The organism is Prochlorococcus sp. MIT 1303, from assembly GCF_001631965.1.
Classification (GTDB): domain Bacteria; phylum Cyanobacteriota; class Cyanobacteriia; order PCC-6307; family Cyanobiaceae; genus Prochlorococcus; species Prochlorococcus marinus_D.
This window is the reverse complement of record NZ_LVHK01000032.1, coordinates 1-25,392: the sequence shown is the minus strand read 5'-3', so window position 1 is coordinate 25,392 and position 25,392 is coordinate 1. Positions and strand designations below refer to the sequence as shown.

At 50.5% G+C, this 25,392-nt stretch carries 29 protein-coding genes; 9 read left to right on the top strand and 20 right to left on the bottom strand.

Features of this window, described 5'->3' with window-relative positions:
• Nucleotides 1-7: 7 nt before the first annotated feature.
• The 3 genes from PMIT1303_RS02515 to PMIT1303_RS02505 form a co-directional block, all read right to left on the bottom strand.
• Nucleotides 8-349 carry a ribulose bisphosphate carboxylase small subunit gene (locus PMIT1303_RS02515; RefSeq protein ID WP_011825473.1) on the bottom strand — a complete coding sequence of 114 codons (342 nt, stop codon included), beginning with the start codon at nt 347-349 and terminating at the stop codon, nt 8-10.
• Between the two features lie 108 nt (nt 350-457).
• Complete coding sequence (locus tag PMIT1303_RS02510) at nt 458-1,870, bottom strand: form I ribulose bisphosphate carboxylase large subunit (RefSeq protein ID WP_011825472.1); 1,413 nt, start codon at nt 1,868-1,870, stop codon at nt 458-460.
• 69 nt (nt 1,871-1,939) lie between these two features.
• Nucleotides 1,940-2,251 (bottom strand): BMC domain-containing protein, encoded by a 312-nt coding sequence (locus PMIT1303_RS02505; protein WP_011130577.1) that lies wholly within the window; start codon nt 2,249-2,251, stop codon nt 1,940-1,942.
• A gap of 342 nt (nt 2,252-2,593) precedes the next feature.
• Here PMIT1303_RS02505 and PMIT1303_RS02500 point away from each other — a divergent pair, with 342 nt between their 5' ends.
• Entirely contained in the window at nt 2,594-3,187 is a 594-nt protein-coding gene (locus PMIT1303_RS02500; RefSeq protein ID WP_063397402.1) for a non-canonical purine NTP pyrophosphatase, read from the top strand.
• Here the strand turns inward: PMIT1303_RS02500 and PMIT1303_RS02495 are convergent, their stop codons facing one another.
• On the bottom strand, nt 3,188-3,958 hold the full coding sequence (locus PMIT1303_RS02495; RefSeq protein WP_011130579.1) for a hypothetical protein: 771 nt from the start codon (nt 3,956-3,958) through the stop codon (nt 3,188-3,190).
• 101 nt (nt 3,959-4,059) lie between these two features.
• Here PMIT1303_RS02495 and PMIT1303_RS02490 point away from each other — a divergent pair, with 101 nt between their 5' ends.
• Together PMIT1303_RS02490 and PMIT1303_RS13225 are read left to right on the top strand one after the other, a co-directional pair.
• A complete protein-coding gene (locus PMIT1303_RS02490; RefSeq protein WP_011825468.1) occupies nt 4,060-4,461 on the top strand; it encodes a hypothetical protein in 402 nt (133 codons plus the stop codon).
• 139 nt (nt 4,462-4,600) lie between these two features.
• Nucleotides 4,601-4,879, top strand: a complete 279-nt coding sequence (locus PMIT1303_RS13225; protein WP_063397376.1) for a hypothetical protein — start codon at nt 4,601-4,603, stop codon at nt 4,877-4,879.
• Between the two features lie 169 nt (nt 4,880-5,048).
• On the opposite strand, the gene PMIT1303_RS02480 is transcribed toward PMIT1303_RS13225, so the two are convergent.
• The 4 genes from PMIT1303_RS02480 to PMIT1303_RS02465 form a co-directional block, all read right to left on the bottom strand.
• Nucleotides 5,049-5,351, bottom strand: coding sequence for a hypothetical protein (locus PMIT1303_RS02480; RefSeq protein WP_063397375.1), 303 nt, complete (start codon nt 5,349-5,351; stop codon nt 5,049-5,051).
• A 321-nt stretch (nt 5,352-5,672) separates the two neighbouring features.
• On the bottom strand, nt 5,673-5,954 hold the full coding sequence (locus tag PMIT1303_RS02475; protein ID WP_063397374.1) for a hypothetical protein: 282 nt from the start codon (nt 5,952-5,954) through the stop codon (nt 5,673-5,675).
• Between the two features lie 4 nt (nt 5,955-5,958).
• Complete coding sequence (locus PMIT1303_RS02470; RefSeq protein WP_063397373.1) at nt 5,959-6,978, bottom strand: sodium-dependent bicarbonate transport family permease; 1,020 nt, start codon at nt 6,976-6,978, stop codon at nt 5,959-5,961.
• Between the two features lie 200 nt (nt 6,979-7,178).
• Nucleotides 7,179-8,900 (bottom strand): SulP family inorganic anion transporter, encoded by a 1,722-nt coding sequence (locus PMIT1303_RS02465; RefSeq protein ID WP_063397401.1) that lies wholly within the window; start codon nt 8,898-8,900, stop codon nt 7,179-7,181.
• Nucleotides 8,901-9,088: 188 nt separating this feature from the next.
• On the opposite strand from PMIT1303_RS02465, the gene PMIT1303_RS02460 reads away from it, so the two are divergent.
• From PMIT1303_RS02460 to bchL, 3 genes are all read left to right on the top strand, one after another.
• Nucleotides 9,089-10,345, top strand: coding sequence for a ferredoxin:protochlorophyllide reductase (ATP-dependent) subunit N (locus tag PMIT1303_RS02460; protein WP_063397372.1), 1,257 nt, complete (start codon nt 9,089-9,091; stop codon nt 10,343-10,345).
• Nucleotides 10,346-10,352: 7 nt separating this feature from the next.
• Nucleotides 10,353-11,963, top strand: a complete 1,611-nt coding sequence (locus PMIT1303_RS02455; protein ID WP_063397371.1) for a ferredoxin:protochlorophyllide reductase (ATP-dependent) subunit B — start codon at nt 10,353-10,355, stop codon at nt 11,961-11,963.
• 203 nt (nt 11,964-12,166) lie between these two features.
• Entirely contained in the window at nt 12,167-13,057 is an 891-nt protein-coding gene (bchL, locus tag PMIT1303_RS02450) for a ferredoxin:protochlorophyllide reductase (ATP-dependent) iron-sulfur ATP-binding protein (RefSeq protein WP_063397370.1), read from the top strand.
• Between the two features lie 29 nt (nt 13,058-13,086).
• On the opposite strand, the gene PMIT1303_RS02445 is transcribed toward bchL, so the two are convergent.
• The 4 genes from PMIT1303_RS02445 to PMIT1303_RS02430 all read right to left on the bottom strand — a co-directional run bounded on the left by PMIT1303_RS02445 (nt 13,087) and on the right by PMIT1303_RS02430 (nt 15,834).
• Nucleotides 13,087-14,091, bottom strand: coding sequence for a protochlorophyllide reductase (locus PMIT1303_RS02445; protein ID WP_063397369.1), 1,005 nt, complete (start codon nt 14,089-14,091; stop codon nt 13,087-13,089).
• 82 nt (nt 14,092-14,173) lie between these two features.
• On the bottom strand, nt 14,174-14,572 hold the full coding sequence (locus tag PMIT1303_RS02440) for a hypothetical protein (RefSeq protein WP_231901253.1): 399 nt from the start codon (nt 14,570-14,572) through the stop codon (nt 14,174-14,176).
• A gap of 80 nt (nt 14,573-14,652) precedes the next feature.
• Nucleotides 14,653-14,763, bottom strand: coding sequence for a photosystem I reaction center subunit XII (gene psaM, locus PMIT1303_RS02435; protein ID WP_011130590.1), 111 nt, complete (start codon nt 14,761-14,763; stop codon nt 14,653-14,655).
• Between the two features lie 303 nt (nt 14,764-15,066).
• The gene (locus tag PMIT1303_RS02430) at nt 15,067-15,834 is read right to left on the bottom strand and encodes a sulfite exporter TauE/SafE family protein (RefSeq protein WP_063397368.1); all 768 of its coding nucleotides are present in this window, start codon (nt 15,832-15,834) and stop codon (nt 15,067-15,069) included.
• A 9-nt stretch (nt 15,835-15,843) separates the two neighbouring features.
• On the opposite strand from PMIT1303_RS02430, the gene PMIT1303_RS02425 reads away from it, so the two are divergent.
• Nucleotides 15,844-16,686 carry a lipoate--protein ligase family protein gene (locus PMIT1303_RS02425; protein WP_063397367.1) on the top strand — a complete coding sequence of 281 codons (843 nt, stop codon included), beginning with the start codon at nt 15,844-15,846 and terminating at the stop codon, nt 16,684-16,686.
• Here PMIT1303_RS02425 and PMIT1303_RS02420 read toward each other — a convergent pair.
• Nucleotides 16,593-17,861, bottom strand: coding sequence for a site-2 protease family protein (locus PMIT1303_RS02420; RefSeq protein ID WP_063397400.1), 1,269 nt, complete (start codon nt 17,859-17,861; stop codon nt 16,593-16,595). The two genes, PMIT1303_RS02425 and PMIT1303_RS02420, sit on opposite strands and share 94 nt — an antisense overlap.
• A 66-nt stretch (nt 17,862-17,927) precedes the next feature.
• Between PMIT1303_RS02420 and PMIT1303_RS02415 the strand changes: the two genes are divergently transcribed.
• Nucleotides 17,928-18,605, top strand: coding sequence for a phosphoribosylanthranilate isomerase (locus PMIT1303_RS02415; protein ID WP_063397366.1), 678 nt, complete (start codon nt 17,928-17,930; stop codon nt 18,603-18,605).
• Nucleotides 18,606-18,792: 187 nt separating this feature from the next.
• Here the strand turns inward: PMIT1303_RS02415 and PMIT1303_RS14195 are convergent, their stop codons facing one another.
• The 7 genes from PMIT1303_RS14195 to PMIT1303_RS02385 all read right to left on the bottom strand — a co-directional run bounded on the left by PMIT1303_RS14195 (nt 18,793) and on the right by PMIT1303_RS02385 (nt 24,438).
• Nucleotides 18,793-18,921, bottom strand: a complete 129-nt coding sequence (locus PMIT1303_RS14195) for a hypothetical protein (RefSeq protein WP_255359752.1) — start codon at nt 18,919-18,921, stop codon at nt 18,793-18,795.
• A gap of 162 nt (nt 18,922-19,083) precedes the next feature.
• Nucleotides 19,084-19,851: a GTP cyclohydrolase I gene (gene folE / locus PMIT1303_RS02410; RefSeq protein WP_063397365.1), complete on the bottom strand. Its 768-nt coding sequence runs from the start codon at nt 19,849-19,851 to the stop codon at nt 19,084-19,086.
• Nucleotides 19,852-19,861: 10 nt separating this feature from the next.
• On the bottom strand, nt 19,862-20,569 hold the full coding sequence (locus tag PMIT1303_RS02405) for an SDR family oxidoreductase (protein WP_041375069.1): 708 nt from the start codon (nt 20,567-20,569) through the stop codon (nt 19,862-19,864).
• A gap of 23 nt (nt 20,570-20,592) precedes the next feature.
• On the bottom strand, nt 20,593-21,582 hold the full coding sequence (locus tag PMIT1303_RS02400; RefSeq protein WP_063397364.1) for an acetyl-CoA carboxylase carboxyltransferase subunit alpha: 990 nt from the start codon (nt 21,580-21,582) through the stop codon (nt 20,593-20,595).
• Between the two features lie 26 nt (nt 21,583-21,608).
• Nucleotides 21,609-22,646, bottom strand: coding sequence for a long-chain acyl-[acyl-carrier-protein] reductase (locus tag PMIT1303_RS02395; RefSeq protein WP_063397363.1), 1,038 nt, complete (start codon nt 22,644-22,646; stop codon nt 21,609-21,611).
• Nucleotides 22,647-22,808: 162 nt separating this feature from the next.
• Nucleotides 22,809-23,540, bottom strand: coding sequence for an aldehyde oxygenase (deformylating) (locus PMIT1303_RS02390; RefSeq protein WP_063397362.1), 732 nt, complete (start codon nt 23,538-23,540; stop codon nt 22,809-22,811).
• A gap of 76 nt (nt 23,541-23,616) precedes the next feature.
• Nucleotides 23,617-24,438, bottom strand: coding sequence for a creatininase family protein (locus tag PMIT1303_RS02385; protein ID WP_063397398.1), 822 nt, complete (start codon nt 24,436-24,438; stop codon nt 23,617-23,619).
• 69 nt (nt 24,439-24,507) lie between these two features.
• On the opposite strand from PMIT1303_RS02385, the gene PMIT1303_RS02380 reads away from it, so the two are divergent.
• Nucleotides 24,508-25,392: S1 RNA-binding domain-containing protein (locus PMIT1303_RS02380; RefSeq protein WP_156486882.1), on the top strand; the 885-nt coding region annotated here is incomplete at its 3' end.

Sequence of the window (25,392 nt, the reverse complement as noted above, 5' to 3'; positions counted from 1 at the left end):
ACTAAAATCAGCGTCCTTCAAATACTACGAATGCAGTTCCTTGGCTTTGGGTGTAAGCGTCGTAACCGACCATGCGCACATGGTGATCTGGGTATGCACGATGGCAAGCCTCAAGCTCACTAACGACCGCATTCAGATCCTTCTCGCCAAAGAAAGGTAACTTCCAATAAGACCAATAAGTCTGCATGGAACCGCTTGGATGAACGTGCTCAATAACAGGGCTCCATCCCTGAGCAATGATGTAGGCAATTTGATCGTAAATTTCGTCCTGGGTCATCGGCGGTAAAAAGCCGAAGGTTTCCAGGGTGGCGACTGTTTGATAGTCACCAACTGTGCTCTGGAAAGGCATGGTGAACCTTGGAATGTGGATATTTGGGGGCCAATACAATTAAGTGTTGGCCTAACTAAATCTGAGAACAAGTTTTGAGGAGACAGGTGTCTCCTCGATTAAGCCGATCTACTGAACGTCGAGCTTGTCGACAGTATCGAACTCGAACTTGATTTCTTTCCAAGTCTCAAGTGCGATGGCCAGCTCAGGGCTATGCTTCGCCGCTTCCATAAGGATGTCGCGACTTTCCTTCTCGATCTCACGACCGGCATTGCGTGCTTTGACACAAGCTTCAAGTGCGACTCGGTTAGCAGCAGCACCTGCAGCAGACCCCCATGGATGACCATGAGTACCACCACCAAACTGCAGGCAGGAGTCGTCTCCAAAAATTGCCAACAATGCTGGCATGTGCCAAACGTGGATACCACCAGAGGCAACAGCAAAGACTCCAGGCATGGAACCCCAGTCTTGGTCAAAGAAGTTACCGCGATTGCGGTCTTCTGGAACAAAAGACTCACGCAAATTGTCGATGAAGCCGAGGGTGGTCTGACGATCACCTTCTAGCTTGCCAACCACAGTTCCTGTATGGAGTTGGTCACCACCGGAAAGGCGCAGGCACTTAGCAAGCACACGGAAGTGAATTCCGTGCTTGGGATGACGGTCAATCACCGCATGCATGGCGCGGTGGATATGCAACAGCATGCCGTTTTTACGGCACCAATTCGCCAAACCTGTGTTGGCGGTAAATCCACCAGTGATGTAGTCATGCATGATGATTGGCATGTCGAGTTCTTTGGCGAACTCGGCGCGCTCATACATCTCTTCAGGAGTCGTCGCGGTGCAATTGAGATAATGACCTTTGACTTCTCCAGTTTCTTGTTGTGCAAGCTTGACAGCCTCAGCAACAAACTCAAAGCGCTCGCGCCAACGCTGGAAAGGCTGAGAGTTGATGTTCTCGTCGTCTTTGGTTAAGTCGAGGCCACCACGCAGACACTCATAAACCACACGTCCGTAGTTTTTACCAGAAAGGCCAAGCTTTGGCTTAATGGTGCAACCAAGCAAGGGGCGACCGTACTTATTCAAACGATCGCGTTCTACGACGATGCCATTAGGAGGACCACCGCAGGTCTTAATGAAGGCCATCGGGAAGCGGATGTCTTCTAAGCGCAGATGGCGCAATGCTTTGAATCCAAAAACATTACCGACCAAAGAGGTCAGAACGTTAGTGATTGAACCTTCTTCAAAAAGGTCTAGAGGGTAAGCAATAAAAGCGTAAAAGGACTCCTTGTCTCCAGGGACATCTTCGATGCGATAGCAACGGCCCTTGTAAAACTCAAGGTCAGTTAATAGCTCTGACCAAACTGTGGACCAAGTACCTGTTGAAGATTCAGCAGCTACAGCCGCAGCAACTTCCTCTCTGGGTACTCCTTCCTGGCCAGTGACCTTGAAGCAGGCCAGCAGGTCAGTGTCTAGGGGTACATAATCGGGAGTCCAGTAGGTGTCTCTGTACTCCTTAACCCCTGCGTCATACTTCTTGCTCATGGAATAGCTCCTTTTAAGTCGGTATAGAAGGTTGAGATAGCGCGGCTCTTAGAGCCATCGCAGAAGGCCTCAGTCCTTCTGACCTAAGAAATTGCCGTTGCCTAGCGCAGGCTCAACTTCACGATGAGGGCGAGCAATGATGTGCGCTGCCACAAGGCCGTCACCAACACGCTCACAAGCATCAGCGCCAGCACGAACGGCGGCGTTCACAGCACCTGTTTCGCCACGCACGAGCACGGTGACATATCCACCACCGACAAACTCACGACCAATCAGGCGCACTTCAGCTGCCTTGGTCATGGCGTCAGCAGCTTCAATTGCTGGCACGAGGCCGCGGGTTTCGATCATGCCTAGGGCGATGCCCATGGTTTCGCTAGCCATTGCTTACCTGTAGTAGGAGATTGAATGTTCGGGAAGGAGAATGCTCTGCGCAGGCAACTTCCGTCAAGCAAATTCAGCCGAAACGGAGATCACCATCCGTAGCCCCTTCTATAAGCTCGACTAATCACCCTTGCTACGACTGTTTTGAACGACTGTTCGTTTTTCTGTCAGCGCTTGGCCATATTTGGTTGCCAAGCCGCGCGAAAGCCTCAATTGATCGGCTCCAGGAGTTTCCATCGCTTGCCCAAGGGGAGCAGAAACAATCAAAAATCCTGCCTCAGGTCTTCCCAAGAGAGAACTTCCACCCCCTAAAGCAGAATAAGAGCGATAGTTTTTTTGATTTTGGCTAAACCACTGCTAACCATTGCGAGTGGAAACCCTCGCAAGGTCGCCGAGATCGAAGCAATGCTTGGTCCACTACCAATCGATGTGCAGAGGCAACCAAAAGATCTAGATGTCGAGGAAACGGGCTCCACTTATCTAGACAATGCCCTACTCAAAGCTCGAGCAGTCGCAAAACGAGTTGGAAACTGGACCATTGCTGACGACTCCGGATTAGAAGTTGATGCCCTGGATGGAGCCCCGGGGCTTTATTCGGCCCGCTTTGCTGCCAGCAATCAAGAAAAAATCAAGAAAATCCTTGCGGCCCTTGAAAACAACCCATATCGGAGTGCTCGCTTCCGCAGTGTGATGGTTCTATGCAATTCCAAGGGGAAGCTTCTTAAAGCCGCAGAGGGGATTTGCTGGGGAGAACTACTTAGATCGCCTGCCTATGAAGGAGGCGAGTTCGAATCGCTGTTTTGGGTTCGCGAAGCGAACTGCACCTACGGAGAACTCAACAATCAACAGCTTTCAAGGCTTGGTAGTCGAGGAAAAGCGGCTAGAGCACTAGCCCCTTGCCTGCGAGAACAACTAGGACTTGATCAGATTGTTTAGCTAGCGATTGATTTGATCGATGGCTCGCATTGCAGCAGCAGCAGCCTCCTCTACATCACCTTCTTTCCCCGCCAAAGTGAGCCTGCCAAAGGCTCCCACGCCTTTCACGTCAACGATGGTGATATTGGAGGCCTTCTCAGCTTCATTGGCAGCAATTAATACATAACCAGCCGGTTCGGTTTCAAGAATGAACATGCTCATTCCAGCTTCAATCATCGAACCACGACGATTTTGGCGATTAATCAAAACAGCGTGATCTGGGGTTATCGCACGGATCACCTCGGTCCAGCTCACATCACAAGAACTTCTCTGGCTAACAGTGCTGCCAATCGCATCCAAAACAACATCACCGGAATGGAGCACCGTGCTCTGATCACGGTGGTATAAGGCCAAAGAACCAAAAGCCCTTTCAACGACCATCTGGCCTAATCGCACATTGCTGGCCTTAAGGGCAATATCAGTCACTCGATGGACAGCCATGCCTGGTGAGACCTCCATCCACAGGCAAGCATCACCAGGAATCGGTAAAAAGCCTTGACTCACCGTGCCCATGTAGGCAGCTAGCTGAGGCTGAAGTGAATCGAGGAAAACATACGTGCGCAATTCAATTTGCTGCACATGACTATTTTGACGGCCAACCCTTGCTGTCTCCGAATCAGTCGTAATGACGCAGCTTGCCCCTGAGGCCTGAGGCAAAACCTCAGTTCCTGTCACCAGCGAGCTTCCACCTTGACGCCGCTCCCGAATTTCTAAACCCGCAAATCGCTGCATGGCGGGGATAATACCTTGTGATTGAACATATCTTTCAAATGCACTGCTCTTGCAAGTGGCCTTAGAGCCGATACCGTCCAAATCAATGATTGGGATGGACTATGGCCACCATGCAAGAAAAAAAATCTGAATCTACAAACCTTCCAACAGATCTAAAAGCAGAGCAAGCACTGGGTTTAATTGGTTTGGGCCTGATGCAAAAAATGCATGAAGGTGCAAGTGAATGGACATGGTCTCAAGCTGAGACTGGCGGACAAGCCGATCTTTTAGCTCTGCGACAACGCCTCGAGCTCACATCTTTGGCCATTCAAACTGGTGCTCCACTGAGCACCGCTGAGGTGTCAAAACTTCTTGGCGCTAGACCCGGCTCAAAGGAAGTCAGACGTGGAGGGCTAATCGCAAGGCGAGTCAGCAGAAACGTTTGGAAGCTCAGCAGTTCCGACAAAACTCCAGAGCGCAATGTTGATGGATTCAGCGGCGATGGATTCCGTCGCCGCCTGTGAATCCCTCAAAAATTAATCATCAAACTGATCAATCTCCAGAAGAGATTGTCTTTAATCATTCGTCTTCTGACTCGTCTTCATCGTCTGACTCTCTTTCAGTCGACTATTCAAAATCTATGCAAACCGTGGTTGCCATCAATTGTTCTCTGGCCGCAATCACAGGAGCCACTTTGCCCTTGAGCTGATCAGCAGCTTCAGCAAGAGTCAGATCCATCTACTCACGTATCTCCTCGACAGCGTCGCGGAAGATCTTCACCTGGTCACGATACTCACTGAATTCAGCCTGGGCAATCGTGGGTTCAGGAGTCAGCGCATTGCCCCCCGCTACAGCCTGATCAACTTGATTTCGAGCAGAGCAAGCCAGCTCAGCACCCTCAGCTACTTGGATTTCATCATTGGTTTCTTTCTGGCTAGATGACTCACAAGAAGCAAGAGTAAGAGATCAAGCCAGAACTGCCGGCAAAAAGCGAACTGCAGCCATCAATCCAAAAAATCGATTCTCGTAAATTTAGTCATGTTTCGTCTGCACTTAAAAAAATCTAAGTGCAGACACATTGCATTGTGATAGAAAAACCTACGATCGAAGTTCAGCTCCTCCCTAACCAGGACGGAGCTCCGCCAAACCATTCGCCAAGGTCTTCATCCTCCGAGCAGTAGTCATCATCTGGTTCGGACGATCCAAGCTGAAGAGCATCGAGTAACTGATCGATACCATCTCGAGGTTGCAATTTCTGTTGTTCTCTCCTCGCTCTATGCAACCAGGTTGCAACAGTCTGATTTCGGTCAGCAAACTTATGAATATAAATCCGTTCACTTAAGCTAACGGGCTGATCGCTTGCGACTCGAGCAAGAATCTCTTGCAAACGCAGGCGAGTATCTCTTGACAACATCCAGATAACACCGCTAATACTGTTCTAATGGCAGGAAGGGGAGAAGTCATTGAAAAACCCACTTTATTTTAGAAGCTTATATTTAGATTCATATGCGATATTTTAATTATTTCTTTCCTTGCAAGTTGGAATCATTGCATTCAGCTATGACTTGGTTACCAGAAAGAGAATGGTGCTCTCAAATCAATCAAGCTAACTTCAAAGAGAAAGTTATCCCTCTAGTGTGAGGAAAAAACTTAAACCTTTAATGCGGCATCAATTGCGGCTACCAATAAGCCGAACAATACTCATATCGTCAACGTTTATGTTTTCAAAAGATTGTCAGAGCGGGGAGGCTTCCGCAACATAAGCTACACCACCATAATAGTTAAGCAAGGGGTTTATCGATACACGCAACTTCTCAAGAACTTCTATCTCGCAAAAAACAATCACATGAGCATTTGTACCAAGTCCACTAAAATCCATACCCTCTGTCACATACGTATCAGGCCCTCTACCTGTTACAGGCCTAATAACTGAATAGCCAGGTGCCCCAGCTTTATCAAGAGCTTCAATCACTAACTCAAGCTCTCTCTCGCTTACGATCAAATCCAGGCGCTTCATGATTTTAAATTGATGCAGGGATTAACTTGTAAACCAAACCCATATATAGCGGAATACCAATCGTATGATTAAAAGGGAAAGTTAATCCCAAGGCGCTAGAAATGTAATATCTTGGATTAGCCTCTGGAACTGTCATTCGCATTGCCGTAGGGACGGCAATATATGAGGCACTAGAGCACAAAATAATAAACAAGAGTGCATTGCCATACCCTAAACCAAGGGCCCTAGCAACAAGGCCTCCGATTAAAGCATTGAACATTGGCATCAGTATCGCAAAGAAGATAAGAAACGCGCCTGCTTTTTTAAGGTCTTTAAAACGCTGCGCCGCAACCATCCCCATTTCAAGCAAGAAGAAGCACAAGACTCCATAGAAAAACTTATAAATAAATGGTTCCATCTTCTCTACACCAGCAGGGCTATAGATAGAAGCAATGAAAGCAATTACAAGGCTACCTGCAATCAAATACACATAGCCATTCAGCATCGATTCATGCAGAACCTTGCGCCAGTTCATTGCTTCAGAGCCAGGACGAGCCTGACGGGAACCAATCCGAACTAAGATCAAGCCAACGATGATTGCCGGTGATTCCATTAACGCCAGTGGGGCCACCATAAAGCCGTCATAAGAAATATTTTGAGCCTGAAGAAAACTCTCAGCAGCGATAAAGGTCACTGCGCTAATTGAGCCATATGTCGCTGATATTGCTGCTGCATTAAAGACATCAAACCTCAATCGCAAAATACAGAAGCAAATCAGCGGGATGACCGCCGCCATTAACACAGAAACAGTAATGGTTGGGATAACTTGGCCACCGAGACCATCTTTCGCCAAAGCCATGCCACCCCTAAAGCCAACGGCCATCAACAAATAAAGCGAAAATAATTTCGGCAGCGGCGCAGGAATCTCAAGGTCAGCATTCAAGAAAACCGCAATCGCACCCAAGAAAAAAAATAAAACCTTTGGTGATAAAACATTTGCCAGTATGAGCCCTGCATCAAGTGCTGTTGCGGTTGCTGTGATCATATAAAAGGTTGCAGGGAGATAAGGGCTGTTTTAGATAATGACTGGGAAAGAGGAACTTAAAAGAAGCGTAGACAATTTTTCAGACCATTCAAAAGCTGAAGATTTTACAAGGAAGACTATATCATTATTTTCATCAAAGATCCCAACCCCATGAAGGTGGTCTCATGAAACTGGGATCTCTAATAAGTTGTCACTTGCTCTTACAAGTCAGCCAGGGCGGCTTCAAGAGCTTGAGTTCGATTAGCCATCAAGCCTTGCACATCAAACTTCTCAAGTCTGTTGCGGACCCTCTCGTTTGCAGCCACAACATAAGCTTTCCTTGAATGGTTTTTTGCCTCTTGAACCATCTGTTCAATGGCCAAAGTTGCAGTAATGCCAAGCCGAGGAACTTCAGTAATGTCAAGGATCAAAACCTTGTAATTACGTACCAGAGCCATTCGTTCTGTGATCCCCGAAGCAGCCCCAAAGCTCAATGGTCCGCGCAGGCGAAATAACATCACCTGCCCGCCACAACGATCAAGCAATGCTTGTTCTGAAGGGGGCAAAGATGGCTCTTCAGTATTAGCAGCAGCACCAGTTGATTTGTTGTCAAAATCACCATCCATCAAACGATTATCAGCATCCATTCCTTCCAATTGCGCTTGTGTCAACGAATCAATGGTTAATAGGTTTGCAACAAACACACCAACCAAAACTGCTGAGATTAAATCCCAGAAAACTGTCATCAGCAAGACGCCATACATGACAACAGCTGTCTTAATCGAGAGGCGATGAGCTCTAAGCAAGAAGCTCCAATCAATGATATCGAGACCTACCTTGACCAATATTCCTGCAAGCAGGGCAGTTGGAATTAAAGCCGCGAACTGACCTGCTCCATACAAAACAATCAACAGCACAATGGAATGCACCATTCCAGAGAGTGGCGTGCTGCCTCCAGATTTGACATTGATCACCGTCCGCATCGTTGCACCGGCGCCAGGCAATCCGTTAAACAGCCCAGCAAGAGAGTTGCCAATTCCTTGGCCAATCAGCTCTCGGTCTGAGTTATGACGAGTCTGGGTAATGTTGTCTGCAACAAGGGATGTCAACAGCGAATCGATTGCTCCCAACACTGCAAGCACTAAGCCTGATTTGATAATCAAAGGAAGAAATGCTGGGTCCCAGCTGGGCAAAGAAAAGCCCAGGCCACCTTCAGGGATCGTGCCGATACGCGGCAGCTCATCGATGCCTCGGGCTGCAAGGTTCGCGTCATTGAACAGCACAACCGAAAGAGGCGTAACAATCAACAAAGCCAACAACGGAGAAGGCACCACCTCGGTGAGTCGCCGAGGTGCCAAAAAGACAATGGCCAAGGTCATCACCGCCACTGCTACCGCGCCCCAGTTGGGTTGAAAGTTTGCCGATAACTGCGTAAGGCAAGCAATCACACCGCCCTTGGTTGAGATGCCAAAGAGAGGTCCAATCTGAAGAATGAGGATGATCACCCCAATCCCAGACATAAAACCAGACACCACTGAATAGGGCACAAGCGTGATGTAACGACCCAGTCGTAAGACCCCAAACAGAATTTGGAATAGACCTCCAACAACAACTGCGGCCATCACCAGGGGCAAAAGCTCGCCTGGACCATCAACCGTTGGCAACGCTGTGGAAATACCAACAGCAGCAAGAGCGGCGACAACTCCTGCCACAGTGACGCTCATCGGTCCTGTCGGGCCGCTGACCTGAGATGGAGTGCCTCCAAACAGCGCTGCGAAGAAGCCAACAATCACAGCTCCGTAGAGACCGTAGATCGCGCCTCCATCGCCAAGGGCAGCATTGCCAAATGCGAGGGCTAAAGGCAGCGCCACCACCGCAGCGGTCAATCCGCCTAATAGATCTCCGCGAACATTGCGCAGATGAAATCCATGGATCAATGCCAAAACGTAGTGCTCCTGCCCACTTGACTTGAACAAAACAATATCTGGCTGTGGGCCCCTCCTCTATGGCAAGAGAAGCAATTTGTCTGGCCTCTATAACAAAAAGCTTTTCTCGATCCCGAAGAGTTTATTAACTCCCGCAGATTTGTTCATTCATCAAGCAAATTGTTATAGCGATTTTGGAGAAGCCCATGGGCAGCACGACGCTGCTAAAGGAAAGCGGACCTCGGGAGGTTTTCTGTGGCTTGACGTCAATTGTTTGGCTGCATCGACGAATGCCCGACGCCTTCTTCCTCGTGGTGGGCTCACGCACCTGTGCACATCTGATCCAAAGCGCCGCAGGCGTGATGATCTTTGCCGAGCCGCGTTTTGGCACTGCCATCCTGGGAGAGCGAGACCTCGCTGGACTCGCAGACGCCCATGAAGAGCTCGATCGGGTGATAAACGACTTGTTGGCGAGACGTCCTGAAATTCGCACCCTCTTTCTGGTGGGTTCCTGCCCCAGCGAAGTGATCAAGTTAGATCTGGCAAGAGTTGCCGAGCGACTCAATGGACAGCTTCAAGGCGGCGTACGCGTGCTGAATTACTCAGGCAGCGGCATTGAAACCACCTTTACTCAGGGAGAGGACGGCGCGCTCAAAGCCATGGTGCCGTTGATGCCTAATAGCAACGAAGCGCAGCTACTGCTTGTTGGCACCATGGCCAACGCAGTTGAAGATCGTCTCATCCATTTATTCGAGCGCCTCGGCATCCCCTCAGTGTCCAGCTTGCCGCCAAGGCAGTCGACTGATCTGCCATCCGTAGGGCCTGGCACCCGTGTTTTGCTAACCCAGCCCTACTTAACTGACACGGCTAGGGAACTCAAAGACAGAGGCGCCGAGATCCTTCAAGCGCCTTTCCCTCTGGGAGCTGAGGGAAGCCGACTCTGGATGGAAGCGGCAGCCCAAGCTTTTGATATCAATGGCAGTCACGTTGCAACCATCCTTGAACCTTTGATGGTGCGCGCCCAAAAGGCTTTATCGCCCTACAAAGAGCAACTGGCTGGAAAGCGAATTTTCCTGATGCCTGAATCCCAGTTGGAAATTCCACTAGCGCGTTTCCTTCACAGAGAATGTGGAATGGAACTTGTAGAAGTTGGAGTTCCTTATCTCAATCGAGACATGATGCAGTCTGAATTGGAACTGCTGCCGCACAACACACAGGTCATGGAGGGCCAACATGTGGAGAAGCAGCTCGACAGGGTTAGGGAGCAGCGTCCTGATCTAGTTGTCTGCGGCATGGGTTTGGCAAATCCCCTTGAAGCGGAAGAGATTGCAACGAAATGGTCAATCGAATTGATCTTTAGCCCCATCCACGGCATTGATCAAGCCGCAGACCTCGCCGAACTGTTTGCAAGGCCACTGCATCGCCGCAACCTTCTCAACAACCAACTCCTCGTAAGCGTCTAAAAAAACAATGGAACTCACTCTCTGGACATATGAAGGACCTCCTCACGTAGGAGCCATGCGCATCGCTTCCTCGATGGAAGGAGTGCATTATGTGTTGCATGCCCCGCAAGGAGACACTTACGCAGATCTGCTGTTCACGATGATCGAGCGGCGCGGACGCAGGCCGCCCGTGACCTACACCACCTTTCAAGCCAGGGATCTAGGAGGAGATACGGCTGAATTGGTCAAAGGTCATCTGCGTGAAGCCGTGGAGCGCTTTAACCCCGAAGCACTCTTGGTGGGTGAAAGTTGCACCGCTGAACTCATTCAAGACCAACCCGGCTCGCTTGCTTCAGGCATGGGTTTCAACATGCCTGTTGTGGGTATAGAACTGCCGGCCTACAGCAAGAAAGAAAATTGGGGAGCCTCAGAAACGTTCTATCAACTCGTGCGAGGCATCCTCAGCAAGCAGCCTTCTGAGCAATCTGGCGTCAGTCATAGCCCTGCTGCATGGAAAAGCCAAGGACGCCGACCCAGAGTGAATCTCTTGGGGCCAACCCTGCTCGGCTTCCGCTGTAGAGACGACATTCTCGAATTGGAAAAACTGCTCAATCAACACGGCATTGATGTACATGTTGTGGCTCCACTTGAAGCAAGACCAGCCGATCTAATGCGGCTGCCCAATGCTGATCTGAATGTCTGTCTTTACCCTGAAATCGCAGAAGCAACTTGTCTCTGGCTTGAGCGCAATTACGGCATGCCGTTCTCCAAAACAGTGCCGATCGGAGTGGGTGCTACCAAAGACTTTTTAGAAGAACTCCATCAATTGTTAGAGATGCCTGCACCCAATCCAGGCGAAGGTGCAGAGCAATCGAGACTACCTTGGTATTCACAGTCCGTGGATTCCAACTACCTCACCGGCAAGCGCGTGTTCATTTTCGGCGATGGCACCCATGCCCTTGCCGCAGCAAGGATTGCTGATCAAGAGCTGGGTTTCAAAGTGGTGGGTCTTGGCACATACAGCCGCGAAATGGCCAGACCGGTGCGAGCTGCAGCCAAAGAACTAGGACTTGAAGCACTCATCAGCGATGACTACCTTGCCGTGGAAGCTGCCATGGCAGAGGCAGCTCCCGAACTTGTGCTTGGCACACAGATGGAGCGGCACAGTGCCAAACGATTGGGTATTCCCTGTGCAGTCATCAGCACACCGATGCACGTGCAAGACGTCCCTGCCAGATACAGCCCACAAATGGGATGGGAAGGTGCAAACGTCATTTTCGATAGCTGGGTGCATCCATTGATGATGGGCCTTGAGGAGCATCTAATCGGTATGTTCCGCCATGACTTTGAATTTGTGGATGGTCATCAAAGCCACCTAGGACACCTAGGCGGACATCAGAGCCAAACGGAACAACAACAAAGCCAAGCAGCAACCAATCCATCAACGCAATCAAATGCAGATTCCTCATCTGAGGAATCACCTCTCTGGACCCCAGAGGGAGAAGCAGAGCTCGCAAAGATCCCCTTCTTTGTTCGAGGAAAGGTTCGTCGCAATACGGAAAAGTATGCGCGCCAGGCTGGTTGTAGACGTATCGACAGCGAAACCGTTTACGACGCAAAAGTCCACTTTCGGGCTTGACTATCAGAGAAAAATAGAGAAACCTATAGTCATTACAAGGAGAAAAGGGGATGAGTGTTTACACTCATCTTTCTCCAATAGTCAATCCCTTTGTCTCGAAAAGCAAGCAAACAACCAAAGAAGTTGTATCGAATTTGTTAGGAACCAGCAGAGATAGATCCATTGGCCTTGAATAACAACACGAACTTGAGCAAGATCACTCAATGACCACGACCCTGACACGACCAGCCGATGGTGAAGGCAGTGTGCAAGTTCAACAGGATGCTTCTGTTCGCATTCAGGAAGGGGCCCTGGTAATCGCGGTTTATGGGAAAGGCGGAATTGGTAAATCCACCACCTCCTCCAACCTTTCAGCCGCATTCTCCAAACTCGGCAAACGAGTGCTGCAAATTGGTTGTGATCCCAAGCACGACAGTACTTTCACGCTTACGCATCGCATGGTGCCTACGGTGATCGACATCCTTGAAGAGGTTGATTTCCATAGCGAAGAGTTACGACCAGATGACTTCATGTTTGAAGGCTTCAATGGAGTCAAGTGTGTCGAGAGTGGTGGGCCTCCAGCCGGCACCGGTTGCGGTGGTTACGTGACTGGACAGACCGTAAAGCTGCTCAAAGAGCATCACCTGCTGGAAGACACCGATGTGGTGATCTTCGATGTCCTTGGAGACGTGGTCTGTGGCGGCTTCGCTGCACCCTTGCAACATGCCAACTACTGCCTCATCGTCACCGCCAACGACTTTGATTCGATTTTTGCGATGAATCGCATTGTCGCTGCAATTAACGCCAAAGCTAAGAACTACAAAGTTCGCCTTGGCGGAGTTATTGCGAATCGTTCTGCCGAATTAGATCAAATAGAAAAATTCAATCAACAGACAGGGCTGAAAACTATGGCTCATTTTAAAAACGTTGATGCAATACGTAGATCAAGACTTAAAAAATGCACAATTTTCGAGATGGACTCATCAGACGAGGGGGTAATGGAATGTCAAAATGAATATCTTGCACTCGCACAAAAAATGATCGATAAGGTTGAGCCTCTTGAAGCGGAACCTCTCAAAGATCGTGAAATTTTTGACCTGCTTGGCTTTGACTAACCTCTAAAAGGAGCAAAGCCCTTGATCATTTAAGTCAAACCAACCAATTTCATCGACAATTCCCAGACCCGTTTTGCGGTGATGGGATCTGTTGCCCTTTCCGATAGTTCCTGTCGGAAACTTTCGCGGTTCTTCTTCTGACGATTGCCCCAACTCCAATGCACGCCTGATACACCAAACTCTGGATTAGTCACAACCTGTGCAACCCGTTGGCCAGCCTTGGCCTGGGTGACATATCCACCAGTAATCAGCCTCTGGAATATAGGAAACAAAAACCGGAAGATTTTTGGTGTGTAGCGGAATAACGGTGTATCAGCCACACAACCAGGATAAAGAGAGGTAAATAAAATGCCTGATTGTTCATGTAGACGCCGATGAAGCTCCTGCGTGGTGATCATGTTGCAGAGCTTGCTGTCTTTATAGGCCTTGCCAGGCTTGAAGCTTTTGCCACTCGCCATACTGATAGGCGCATGAAATCCTTGCTCAAAACCTGAAAGATTACCCAGATCAGCCGGTGCAGGAATGGGGATCTTGCCGCCAAGCTCCTTATAATTTGCAGTGACTGTGCCAAGAATGACCACTCGGGCAGCAGACAAATAAGAGCCACGCGCTGATTGAAATACTTTTGCTTTGCCGAGGTTCTCAAGCAAAAGTTGAATCAGCAAGAAATGGCCGAAATGATTGGTTGCCATCGAGAGCTCATAGCCCTGAGCTGAGCGTTTCGGCTTGCTCAATCTGGGCTGATAGACCGCAGCATTACAAACAAGCGCATCCAACGGTTGTTCGAGCGAGCCGAGAAGGGTCTCGACTCCATCGCGAACGCTCTGGAGATCACTCAAATCCATCCTTAGATGCTGAAGTTGAGCGGCTGGGATACCCACCCTCTCAGCAGCGGCAACAGCTCGCAATGGATGTCGATTTGCAGTGATCACCTGCCAGCCTCGATAGACGAGTGCCTTGCAGGCATACAACCCGACGCCAGAGGTCGTGCCCGTGATTAAGACGGTGCCTGGAGAAGCTTGAGAAGAAGCCATCGACGCAGCCTTGAGAGCAGCAGGTTGGTATAGATATAAAACTAAGCGCTGAGCTTCTCTCTCGACGCAAGCAAAACAAAACTCAGCGCCAGATGACCCTCAAACGATTCGGGGCGATCCACTGATCATGCTCGTCCATCAGACGAATGCCGCCTCCAAGGGTGAACAAACGATCAAAACGTTGCTGAAGGGTATTCAGCTGAGCAGATTCAAGGTTCAAGACGGCGACAAGTTCACCATGACGATCAAGACGTTCCTGATAAGCGATTGAGAGCTTGACCAGAGTCACAACACAAAGGGAAACCAATCCCAGCTTCATGGTCAATGCCAAAAGGCTGAAATTAATCTCTCTGCGCTGCTCTTGCAGCTGCAAAGTAGACGCCATAGTGAATGCATCCATCACCTCAGGATGAATCTGCTTACGCTGACGCCGAGCTGTGCTTTTCTGTTTTGACCTGGGTCTAGCCAGGGAGGAGCCCAAGTTTATTCAACGGTTGACCGCTTGTAGCGCAGCAAACCTCAACTGCCAAGGGGCTAGACCCAATTAGATCAAGGCCTCAATCAAGCCTCATGAAGGGTTACGCCAAGGCGAAGAGCTAGCACACCGCAATGAAAGACAACCACGAGGCACAAACCGGCCAAGTCGACATTTGCAATATCAGTGATGCCCATGATGGAAGGGGAACGCTAGAAGCATCCATATTCTCCTAGCAAAACGGTACCTAAGACCAGTCTTCGCAAAGGCCTGTCACACCTATCAATGGCAACTCCTCCGTCGAATGGCATTGATAGATCAATCTCCCCACCATCCACTGACTGGAAAGACGCCTCACAAAGCCCCTTGAGAGCAAGGTCTCGAAGCGTCTTTCTCGGAGGGAAAGGGTTCCTGAGATCAACTCATTAATAACGCCTTGCAGCAAAAAACATGGGCTCTTGAAACTCGAGGCTTCGCGCCGAAACTTGCGCGAGGAATAGTTAATGCCCCAACACCAGAATCAAGGCCTGACAGCCAGTGCCAAAAGCAAGCATCAGCAAAAGAGTTCTCAACATCCATGCCAGAAGATTGCCAGAAACCCTTGCAAGCCGAGACGCTGACCAATGAGCGGCCAGAGCCGCCACGCCACCCAGCAAAAGCCCAATCCCAGCATAACCACGGCCCTCGCTAAGAAACTGTAAAGAGGCCGCAGTCGCTGAACATGTCACGGCGAGAGTGCTTAAACGGATCGCCAAGTGAATAGGAACAGCCAAACCATTCACCATCAAAGGCACCATCAGCAAACCACCCCCCAAACCAAGCAAGCCTGCTGAAAATCCTGCGACACCGCCAACAACTGCAAGACCCGGCAGGAAAAGAGTGGATTTGAGCTGCTGAACTACTTGATGAGGCTCTGAACGAATCGTGGCAGCCACCAAGAGATAGAGCCCCACCTGAAGCGTCAGCAAAAGCCAGCCAGAAACATCTAAACCAATCTTGCTGAACAGCAGCGAAGACAAAAATGCGGCCACTGCGATGCTCAATCCAGCCCGAAGCTGAAATCCTCCAGCGAAGAGATGGGTCAGCGTGCCACTCAACGCAGTAGGAACAATGGCAAAAGTACTGGTTGCTAAAGCCTGATGAGGGCTAAGCCCCATCCACAGCAGGAGGGGCGCAAAGATCAGACCGCCGCCAATGCCCAGGAGACCAGCCAGACCACCAGCCAACAGCCCCAAAGGCACAAACACCAGCAAATCCCACAACACCATCACTGCTCTATGCCAACAGCCGCATCCTGCCTACCCATCTCGCCAGGTCGCGGCCGCTTGATCTCCCCTTTGCGATTGTCTGGCCCAGAACAGATGGCCCTCGATGAGGTGCTGCTCGAGTCTTACCAAGCAGATGCGAAACCACTGCCAACACTGCGCTTCTATCAATGGAACGGTCCATGGCTTTCCCTTGGTCGCAACCAACGCCACTGGCCCGAGCACTGGAATGCCCTGGCCACACGAGGAGATCTAGAGCTGGTTCGGCGACCCAGTGGCGGTAGTGCAGTCCTGCATGCAGGAGGGCTCACTTATGCACTGATCTGGCCCTCTCCTCCCCGCCAGAGACAACAAGCCTATAAACAAGCTTGTCAATGGCTCATACGGGGCTTTAAAGAGCTCGAATTACCTTTGCAATTTGGCGATCACCCAGCCAGGGGGGCCAGCGAGAGTAACTGCTTCGCCACAGCCACAGCCGCTGATCTTGTGGATTCTCAGGGTCACAAACGCATCGGCAGTGCACAACTCTGGCGGCAGGGTCATCTCCTTCAACATGGCGAGATCATCCTGAATCCCCCTCAAAGACTCTGGCGAGAAGTCTTCGATTGCGAACCACCTAGCGACGCACCAGCATCAATCCCTAGAGAGGAACTGAGCCATCTCCTGCAAATAACGTTTCGCTCCTGTTGGCCAGAGGTGAACTGGCAAGAGAGCCCTATCACTAACGATGAATGGAGCTCAGTTGCCAACAAAGCACCGAACTATGAAGTACTGCTGGATGCCTCAGGCTGCTCAACCAATCCGCCCGAGACCATCGACTCCACAACTTTAGGCAGTGCCATTCCCAGGGGATAGGTGTTCTGACGGCGAGCAGCTTCGAGAAACTGAGCAGGAAGCCTTACCCCAAGACGCTTAAGCACAGCTTCGGAGAGGTCAATTCGATCTAATGTTCCGCAAGGAAGACCAGCAACATTAAAAACAAGAAGCCTGCCCTCCTCAGCCTGTTCTAGTGCCATCACCGCCTGCCATAACGGGGCTTTCTCGCCAATGGAAGGCAACTCAGATATCGGCTTCATGTGATCCGCCAGGCATTGCCTATCCCATTGCTGCACAGGCAATTCTTTTAAGGGTTGGTCCGTCATGTAACCAACCCATCGACCAGAGCGACAAACCAAAACCCACTCCTGAGGAGACTGCTCCTCGCTGCCAGACAAACGCAACTGACTAAGCCTGCGCAACGACTGGTCATCTTCAAGCACACGGAAGTTGCGCCCAGCCGCCAGGCCCACGTTGAGCTCACGTAAGACCTTCTGCAAGGCAAGTAGCTGGGTTTGAGAGCGAGATGCACCGAGACCAAACCAACCGAGCATCAACAGCCAAAGCCCACCTATCCCACCACCTTTAAAGAAGAGCAACCAACCCCCCAACACCATTGCCGAGAGAGACAGGGCACGGCCAGTTGCTGTCGCGACCTGGACACCCTTCCTCTGACTGCCAGTCCACTGCCAGACCAAAGCCTTAAGGATCAAGCCTCCATCAAGAGGCAACCCAGGCAGCAAGTTAAAAAGGGCTAGCAACAAATTGAGCCCACCCAACTGCCCAACGAGATTGGCAAGCAGCGGATTGACGTGATCAGCTGCATACACCCCTCCCGTCAGCAAGGCAACAGCTAACACCAAGCTCACCAATGGTCCGGCTGCAGCAACCCTTAAAGAGGCCATCGGTGTAGAGCACTCCCTCTCAACGCTGGCAACACCTCCCAGGAAAAAAAGCGTGATGCTGCGAACCTTGACCCCCTCACGCAGTGCAACCAAAGAGTGGCCTAGCTCATGCAGGAGAACAGACAAAAACAACAGCAGGGCCGTAATCAACCCCAGACCCCAGCTGATCCAAGCTGGAAGCGAAGATTCAGCTGCAGCGGACACCTGATTTTGTGAAATCCAGGTAAAAAGCAACAGGATCACAAACCAGCTGGGATGAACCCTTAAAGGGATTCCCCGAATCTTCATCAGCTCCCAGCCTTCGCCCACCCTTTCATCTCCATCGAGCCGGATCAGCGGCCAGTAGCAAATCAATCTTAGAAAAGTCTCGAGCCAATGGTCTTGCCTATGGGGTCTCCCACATCCACCGCAGTGAAGATCTGCGGTCTCACCAACATTGACCAAGCCAAATCGATTGCAGCACTGGGTGTCGAAGCCATTGGCGTAATCGGCGTTGCAAGCTCACCCCGCTATCTCGCAGAACAGCAACGGCGAGACCTTTTCGCTCAACTGAACAGCTTCAAGCCAGAACTCCAACGGGTCTGGGTGGTCGCTGATCCAAATGACCTCGACCTAGCCGAAGCCCTGCAAGGAGAAGGTGCACCGTCGACAATCCAGCTTCACGGCCAAGAAACTCCAGAACACTGCGCAAACCTGCGCAGGCAACACCCCAACACGCAGTGGTGGAAAGCCCTGCGCATACGTAGCCATGAGGATCTATCCCTTGCCCATACCTATGCAGGCCAGGTCGACGCGCTACTCCTCGATGCATGGAGGCCTGGACAACTAGGTGGCACAGGCCATCGCCTTCCCCTGAACTGGCTCCACCAAAGCCAATTTGAACTGCCCTGGTGGCTAGCGGGTGGTGTCTCCGCAGAGTGGATTCCAGAACTTTTGAGCCAGGTGAATCCATGGGGCTTGGATGCCTCAAGCCGTCTCGAGATTTCGCCAGGGATCAAGGATCTAAAACTGGTTGAGGCCCTGGTTCAAGCGGTACGTCAGCAGCAAAAATAGATTCAGTGATGTAATCAAGGCTCTTAAACAATTTGAGCTGCAGCAGATTTTTTCAATGGGTTGAAATTGAATTTCGGCGATAAAGGGCGAGTAGGCAATAAGAATTTCAATCAAGTCAAGATAAACATGCCTAAGCCAAAACTTTAAACAATCTTCCTAGAACGACCCATCTGAAGATTTCGACTAATTATTTTTTAGCTTGATCATTGAGCTGTTCCTGCCGTTGCTGAATTCCAAAGAAGACATTCGCGCCTAACACCAAGACAGTCGCAACTACAATCACTCCAATCGCCAATGGGCTCAGATTAAGAGCCATTGCAAACAAAGGTGAAAACATTAACCCCTAAATTGTAAATACAAGAATTAGCTTGACAGAGCTTCATCGACTTGGCTAGTAACAAGCCAAGCTGATACACACATGTTAATCAGAGCTGGCCATTATTAAGCCTTATACCTCTAAAAGACCTAGAAAGAACTTTTAAGCTCCTAGCGTGGACTCCTGCTGGCGAACAAGCTCGAAAAATTCCTGCTTAAGGCTAGGGTCATGACGAAAAACTCCTCTGACAACTGAGTTCACCATGCTGGTATTTGGCTCTTTCACTCCTCGCCATTTCATACAATAATGTTGTGCTTTTACTATTATCCCTAAACCCTTAGGCTCACATAAACGCTCTATTTCATCAGCAAGAATCATTACAGCTTCTTCCTGGATATGTGGCCTTGAAAAGACCCAGTCAGCCACTCTCGCAAACTTTGAGAGCCCAATCACACGACTGCCAGGCTTAATGCCAATCCAACAGTTACCAAGGATAGGAACCAAATGATGAGAGCAAGCAGAACGAACAGTTATGGGGCCAACAGTATAAATTTCATCTAAATCTTTTGTATTTGGAAAGCTAGTAACATCTGGCTGCTCATAGAATCGACCTTTAAATACTTCATTTAAATACATGCGAGCAACCCGCTCGGCAGTCTCTTGTGTGTTGTGGTCATTATCAATATCAATCACTAGGCTTTGGAGCAGTTCTCGCACGCGATCAGCAACTTCTGCTTCAAGTTCCTTCAGCTCTCCAGGTTGAATGTGTTCTGCAATATTGTCGTTGGCGAGGAAGGAAACATCTTCTGCAACAAGGCGGGCACGTATACGTTCAGAGATCTTATTTTCATTTTTTGGCTGACCATTCCCAGGCAAGCCATTGCGATGCTGACCTAGGTCTTTAGATGATGCTGGGATTATGGAAGTCATTAAAGGCTGGTTAAAAGGCGCCAGTGGCTGGCATTAGAGTGAGATCTTCAATCACCTGTGATGGTGGCTGCTGAGCCAAGTGTAGAAGGGCGGCGGCCGCCTGCTCAACAGACAGCATGGCATCACGGTCGAAGCTACTTTGCACGGTTTCAGTATCCCAAAGAGGGGTATTGACCGCACCAAGCGTGAGGGTGCAAGCACGTATCCCATGATTGCGCTCTTCCGCCGCCAAGCAACTAGTAAAAGTAGCCAATGCTGCTTTGGTGGTGCAGTACGAACCCCACTGTGGGAAAGCATTGCGAGAGGCATGACTGCTCACATTGATCACCAATCCACCGCTGGTACGCATCGCAGGCACCACAACAGAACACAACTGGAAGACGCTAGTGAGATTCATCTGAAGCAACCATTGCCAACGCTTCAAAGGCATGGATAGAAGATCCCCTGTCCAAGCCGCCCCAGCATTGTTGATCAACACCGATGGGCAATGGCCCTGTCCAAGCAAATCCTCGATACCAGGAGCAATGGCTTCTGGATCAGCCAAATCGATTGATTTAAAAAGAACATTCTGGCCTGTACTTTTTAGCTCTTGGGAAAGTGCCTGAAGTGCATCTTGGCTGCGGGCTACCAACATCAAATCCCAACCGGAATTTGCAAACAACCGCGCAGCTGCTTCCCCAATACCGCGAGATGCTCCAGTAATCAGGGCAGTAGGCAAGGAGCGAATGCAGCCCAATCACCCTAGGCAGGCAAGCCGGTTTCCGACGAGCTTGGATCGAGAACACGACCCATAGCCCGGAATTTCCGATACCGCGATTCGCGAAGCTGATTAACCTTTAAACCAAGAAGATCATCGAGGTGCCGCTCGATAGCCTCTCTGAGCACCTCTCCCGCCTGAAGAGGTGCCCAGTTGTTACCTCCAGCTGGTTCTGGAAGCACTTCATCCACCACTCCCAAGCTAAGTAGGTCTGGACCAGTAATCTTCAAAGCAGCAGCCGCCTCAGGAGCTTTGGCGGCATCTCTCCAAAGAATCGAAGCACAGGCTTCCGGACTAGCCACGGTGTAGACGCTGTGCTCAAACATGAGCAAACGATCAGCTACGCCAATTCCAAGAGCGCCACCGGACCCTCCTTCCCCAATCACCGTGGCAATCACAGGCACGCGCAAACGGAACATTTCACGCAAGTTGACTGCAATGGCTTCACCTTGCCCCTGCTCCTCGGCAAGAAGTCCTGCATATGCACCCGGCGTATCGATGAAAGTGAGGATGGGTAAACGAAAACGATCGGCATGATCCATCAGGCGAAGAGCCTTGCGGTAACCACCAGGCGTCGCCATCCCAAAGTTTCTAGCCACATTTTCTTTTGTATCCCTGCCCTTTTGATGTCCGATCAGCATCACAGAGCGCTTACCAATACGGCCCACACCACCAACCAACGCCTGGTCGTCGCTACCACGACGGTCACCATGCAACTCAACCCAGTCGTCGCAAAACATTTGGACAAAATCCAAAGTGCTCGGCCGATGAGGATGGCGAGCCACCTGAATTTTCTCGGCCGGTGTAAGAGCTTGAAAAATTTCCTCCCGTCTGCGCGCCGCCAAGGTCTCTAACTGGAGCAACTGCTGACTGACATCGACTTCGGAATCGCGTGCAAGCTCTCGGATCTGCTCAATCTGCTGCTCTAGTTCTACCAATGGCTTTTCGAACTCAAACAGATAACGACGAGCCATAACAAGAGAAGATCCGGAAACAAGGTTCAGGCTGCAGCAGCCTGAAGTTGGTGATTGAGATTGAGGCTTGAAAAGCCATGACGCAAAGACGCCATGCCGATGAAATCCATCTTCTCAAGGCTGATCTGGTTACGCCCCCAACTGAAATTTGTGTGGCAATTCTCAAACTCCAACAGCATTGCTTCTGCAAAACAGGCAAACATTTGCCTCTCAGGCTTATCCATCTCTGCCATCCAGCCAACATCCCAGCTGATGTCATTGCAGAACTCAACGATTCCTCCTTTGAGCACATGCACCCCACCCCCAGCAAACTTTGTATCTAAGTTCTTCGGATAGCCCCCATCAATCATCAGGCAAGGATTGCGCAAACTCTCCATATCAATTTCAAGGGTTCGAGGCATGCTGGCAACCCAAACCACAACATCAGCTTCAGGCAAGGCCTCTTCAAGACTCAGTATTCTGCCGCCAGCTAATTCAGCTTGAAGTTCAATAAGAGGTTTTTGCTGTCTAGCCACCAATAGAAGTTCGGCGACGCCAGTTCGAGAGGAAAGCCAACGGCAAACAGCACTACCTATATCGCCAGTGGCACCAACTACCGCAACACGCGCCTTACTTAAATCAATGCCTAAAAGTGGGGCATTGTTCTCAAGCTGACGACAAATAACCCATGCTGTATGAGTATTGCCAGTCGTAAAGCGCTCCCATTCAAGAGTGGTGTTTCGGACATGTTGATGCTTAAGAAGATTGAAGTTCTCAAAAATAATTGAGGTAAATCCACCTAGGGCACTGATTTCAATGCCTCTCTTCTGTGCCAATTCCATCGCATTGAGAACTTTGCGACGGGCAGTTTTGAACCGACTCAACATTTCTGGCACAAAACATGAATCGATATAAGCCCCTTCTATTTTCTTTCCTGTAAGGCTTTCGACCTCAATCTCTTCCAGAAACTGGGGAGGAGCACTGCACCAAACATCGAGATCTCCATCTAGATGGTCATAGCCAATCTCAAGTGCCTTCTTCCTGGCATCTTCAAAACTGGTGGAATGACCGATCAGACCAAACATGTAGTGCTGACGTACGGAAAAGCTGAGCTCAGCCTATAAGCCCTAGAGAGGGCCAAGTCAACCATAATCCCATGGATGCTGGTCTTTAGGGTCAATTGCTTGACCTTCAACCAAGCTGCTCACAAATGGATATAAGCGGAAAGGAAGCCCAAAGGCAGCACTTCAGCCCACAAGGGCTGCCGCTGCCATACGGGTAATTTCACGAGTGTTAAAGCCAATCTCGGTGAGAGATTCCTGGTAGGCGATCAAGAAATCCTCAATCAGATCTTCCTTGTCCATCTGCAGCACGGCAGCATCGCCTGCCACCTGATCAAGCATCCGGCGAATCAGAGGCAGGTTCTCGCGATTGGCCTCAAGCAACTCCTCACGGCAACTCTCCAAATTGGCCTTGAGCCAAGCCTCGCCATAATTGAGGTGTGTGTACTCGTCCTTCACGACACCTTCAGTAATCTTGCGAGCAAAGGGGTCAGAAACAGGGATATAGGTGTGATAAGCCGAAATAGCAAAGGCTTCAATCAAAAGCGCCTGGATCAGCAAGCAGGTAGGTGTTTTCCCTTGCTCTAAAGCAGTCTGGAAGTTGTCACGCAAAGGAGCAAAAAACTCCCTTGCGAAGTCCATGTCAGCCTCGACACCAAGGTTCTTGCCGCAAGCCGTGAAGCCCTTCTTGTGCCTCATCTCCATCTTGGCAAGCCGCTTGAGCTCTTCGACATGATCGGGAAGCAGCGTGCCAATCGAGATGTAATTGTCATGGGCTTCCTGTTCGCCCTCAATGACTATTGCGTTGATTCGACTGTAGGCATCCTTATATGCATCTGAAGTGAAGTCTGGCAGGGCTTCTGAAGATCCAACAGTGCTGTCAAGAACAGCAGCCTCAGGCATCTCTAGCGTAGGCATGGATCTTTTTAGGAGTCGGCAGTCGAGAGACTTTAACCTTCTCTTTGAGAAAATCGACTCAAGCTGCCCGTTAATATCACAAGCCTTCTGGTTCTCTCACCGGAGGCCATTGGCTTCCCATCAGGCTGATCAGCAAATTAACCCAGTGATCGGCTAAAGCCTGCTCCAATGCTTTCCCTAGCGCAGCATTAGCCTCTCGACTATCACCGATCACCCCGGACTCACTGAAATCGTCCGTAAGCCAAGCACATGGAGCATGCCCCTCAAGGCTCCAACCCATCGGCGGAGTGGTGGATAGGCCAGGGGTGTAGTGGTCACCATCGATAGGGCGCTCAAGCCCTACCAACTCAGGCGCCATGGACAGCATCAGGCTGGTCTCAGCCAGACCAGCATGCAGCCCTACCTCACGCTCACTTTCAGGGAGCAAATCCTTTAATGCCCCCACACCACTCCAGAGAAAACAGGGCAATACAGCCATCGCAGGGCATTGAGCACGAAGCTGCCGAGCCGCCACATGCAATAAGCCAATCTGGCCTCCATGTGCATTGAAAAGCAGCAAACGACGAACTCCCATGGCCGCCAATTGCTGACCAACTTCAATGACCAGCTGAAACATCAGGTTCGCTGAAAGGGAAAGAGTTCCGGGGAATGCCTCATGTTCCGGAGAAAATCCCAATGACTGGGCTGGCAACATCCAGATCGGCAGGTCTGCAGGCAAGCGTTCCAGGACCTCAACCAACATGCGCTCTGCGAAAAAAGCGTCCGTTATCAGAGGCAAATGCGGACCATGCTGTTCACAGGCCCCGAATGGCCAAACCAAGGTGGATCCCCCCAGACCAACCGCCTCTGCAGCCTCTGGCCAGCTGAGATGGTCAAAGCGCCTGCAAGAAATAGACATCAGCACCAATCTGCGAACAGAACCCCACCCTGCCTGTCAGAATGCTTGATCGACGACCCCAAGGCCCCCATGGCCGGATCAGGCAGTCCGCAGCCCAATAGACCAAAGCCCCCTAAGCCCGCAGCGGAAGCCCCTCGCAAGCCCCTGCAGGTCATGCACATCAGCAGGCGTGGGGAGCAAGAAAAGCTACTGCGAGAAGCCGCAGAAACAACGTCCCCTGGCAGCGAAGCAACTACAGGATCAGGCCAGCTCAGCAACGCCCCCAATCGATCCGTCTCAGCTGATGCAGCCTCAGATGAGAGTCGTTTTGATCTCGGCGAGCTGCAAAACATGACGATGGCCGATCTACTTGGTCCGGTCGATCAGTCACGCCGAAGCGGTGCGGCCCCCAAGGGCAACGATCATCGAAACGAAGAAGGGCAATCCAACCCAGCACGCAGTGTCGACGATTTCGACTTCGATGAAGACGCCTTCTTGGCTGCTCTAGATGAAAACGAACCAATTGGAACCACAGGGGAAGTGGCTACAGGCAAGGTCATCGCTTTGGAAAGTGATGGTGTTTACGTCGACATCGGCGGGAAAGCACCAGGCTTTATGCCCAAAAATGAATGCGGCCTTGGCGTAATTACCAGCCTCAAAGAGCGCTTCCCAAAGGGTTTAGAGGTCGAAGTACTCGTCACCCGAGAGCAAAATGCCGATGGGATGGTCACCATCAGCTGTCGAGCTCTAGAGCTGCGTAAGAGCTGGACCAAGGTGCAGCAGATGGAGAAGGAAGGCAAGGTCGCCCAGGTCAAGGTCAATGGATTCAACCGTGGTGGAGTGACCTGCGACCTTGAAGGCCTGAGAGGATTTATCCCCCGCTCTCAGCTCCAAAATGGAGAGAATCACGAAGCGCTTCTCGGAAAAACCCTTGGTGTGGCCTTCCTAGAAGTCAATCCAGAGACCCGCAAGTTG